Annotated in this window: 1 protein-coding gene and 1 pseudogene; one reads left to right on the top strand and one right to left on the bottom strand. The window is 66.7% G+C overall.

The genetic code is table 11. The features are described from left to right. Nucleotides 1-1,255, bottom strand: a 1,255-nt coding sequence (locus tag ACE3S9_RS19070) for an adenylosuccinate synthase (protein ID WP_374548054.1), incomplete at its 3' end; no start/stop codon positions are given. 473 nt (nucleotides 1,256-1,728) lie between these two features. Between ACE3S9_RS19070 and ACE3S9_RS19075 the strand changes: the two are divergent. Continuing rightward, nucleotides 1,729-1,948, top strand: a pseudogene (locus ACE3S9_RS19075) (hypothetical protein); the annotation flags it as partial.

Raw genomic sequence — 1,948 nt, forward strand, 5'->3', positions numbered from 1 at the left:
GCTCGGGACTTGTCGAGAGCAGCGCGACCGGCGCCTGAATTAATTCCTCGACGCGGCGGACATATTTGATGGCCTGCGCCGGCAATTGCGCCCAGGAGCGCGCGCCGCCGGTCGGCTCGCGCCAGCCCTCGATGGTTTCATAGATCGGCTCGACCCGCGCCTGCGCCGCCTGCGAGGCCGGCAGGTAATCGATCGTCTCGCCGTCCAGCTTGTAGCCGACGCAGACCTTCAGCGTGTCGAAACCGTCGAGAATATCGAGCTTGGTCAAGGCGATGCCGTCTATGCCGGAGGTTTTCACGGTCTGGCGCACCAGCACGGCGTCGAACCAGCCGCAGCGGCGGGCGCGCCCGGTGACCGTGCCGAATTCGCGGCCGCGCTCGCCGATCGTCCGTCCGGTCTCGTCCAGCAGCTCGGTCGGGAACGGTCCCTCGCCGACGCGGGTGGTATAGGCCTTGGCGATGCCCAGCACATAGCCGATCGATTTCGGCCCCAGCCCCGCGCCGGTCGCGGCGTTTGAGGCCACCGTATTCGACGAAGTGACATAGGGATAAGTGCCATGGTCGATGTCGAGCAGCGCGCCCTGCGCGCCCTCGAACAGGATGCGCTTGCCCTGCCGACGCAAATCGTCGAGCAGCGACCAGGTGCGGTCCATATAGGGCAGGACCTGCGGCGCGACCTCCTCCAGCTCGGCGCGGATCGCCTCCGGCTTGATCTCGTCGAGGCCAAGGCCGCGGCGCAGCGCGTTGTGATGCGTCAGCAGGCGCGCGATCTTGCCGTCGAGCGTCGAGAGATCGGCGAGGTCCATCACGCGGATGGCGCGACGGCCGACCTTGTCCTCATAGGCCGGGCCGATGCCGCGCTTGGTGGTGCCGATCTTGGCGCCGGCGGCGGCGGAATTTTCGCGCAGGGCGTCGAGTTCGCCATGCAGCGACAGGATCAGCGGCGCGTTTTCGGCGATGCGCAGGTTGTCGCGCGAGATTTCGACGCCCTTGGCGCGCAGGTCGGCGATTTCCTTGACCAGATGGCGCGGATCGAGCACGACGCCATTGCCGATGATCGAAAGCTTGCCGGGGCGGACGATGCCGGAGGGCAGCAGCGACAATTTATAGGTCACGCCGTCGATGACCAGCGTGTGTCCGGCATTGTGCCCGCCCTGATAGCGAACCACGACATCGGCCGAAACCGACAGCCAGTCAACGATCTTGCCCTTGCCCTCGTCGCCCCATTGGGCGCCGACCACCACCACATTCGCCATCGGCCCGGCTCTGTCTCTCGTTGGACGCTTCGCTCCGGCATACGCCGACCGCTCAGCGTTTGGTTTTGCGCCTCGCTCCGGCATGCGCCGACCGCTCAGCGTCTGGTTTTGCGCCTCGCTCCGGCATGCGCCGACCGCTCAGCGTCTGGTTGGGCGCCTCGCCCCGGCCTTCGCCAACCGCTCGGCGTCGTGTGTTTGCGCTTCGCTCTGGCCTTCGCCGACCGCTCGGCGTCTGATCTGTTTCAACGCAAAAACCCCAGCGCTGGGCCGGGGCGATCGCAAAGACCGGGTAACGGATCGACGCGGTGAAGTAAAGCTTTTCCGTGGCGCGGCGGCCGGGCCGGGCCAGCGCCAACGCCTAAAAAACGCGGTTAATTATTAGGGTTAAGACCTATTTAAGCCTTTGCTGGCAAAACTGGCCTTCGTGAACCGCATTCGGGCCATGCGCGCCCTGCACACGAAGGGATTTTGTCATGGGCAGCTTGAAAGCCCTCGTTCTCCTCAGCGCGGCCGCGCTCGCCGTCGCCCCGGCGGCCCGCGCCGCCGACCTGTTGCCGCCCCCGCCCCAACTGGAGCCGCCGCCGCTGCGCGGTCCGGTCGAGGAGCCGGTCGGCTTCTATATGCGCGCCGACATCGGCGTCAGCGCGGTCTCCGCCACCAATCTGCGCTCGACCTTCACCGACGGCAACACGC

The organism is Rhodoblastus sp. (genome assembly GCF_041915505.1).
Lineage (GTDB): Bacteria > Pseudomonadota > Alphaproteobacteria > Rhizobiales > Beijerinckiaceae > Rhodoblastus.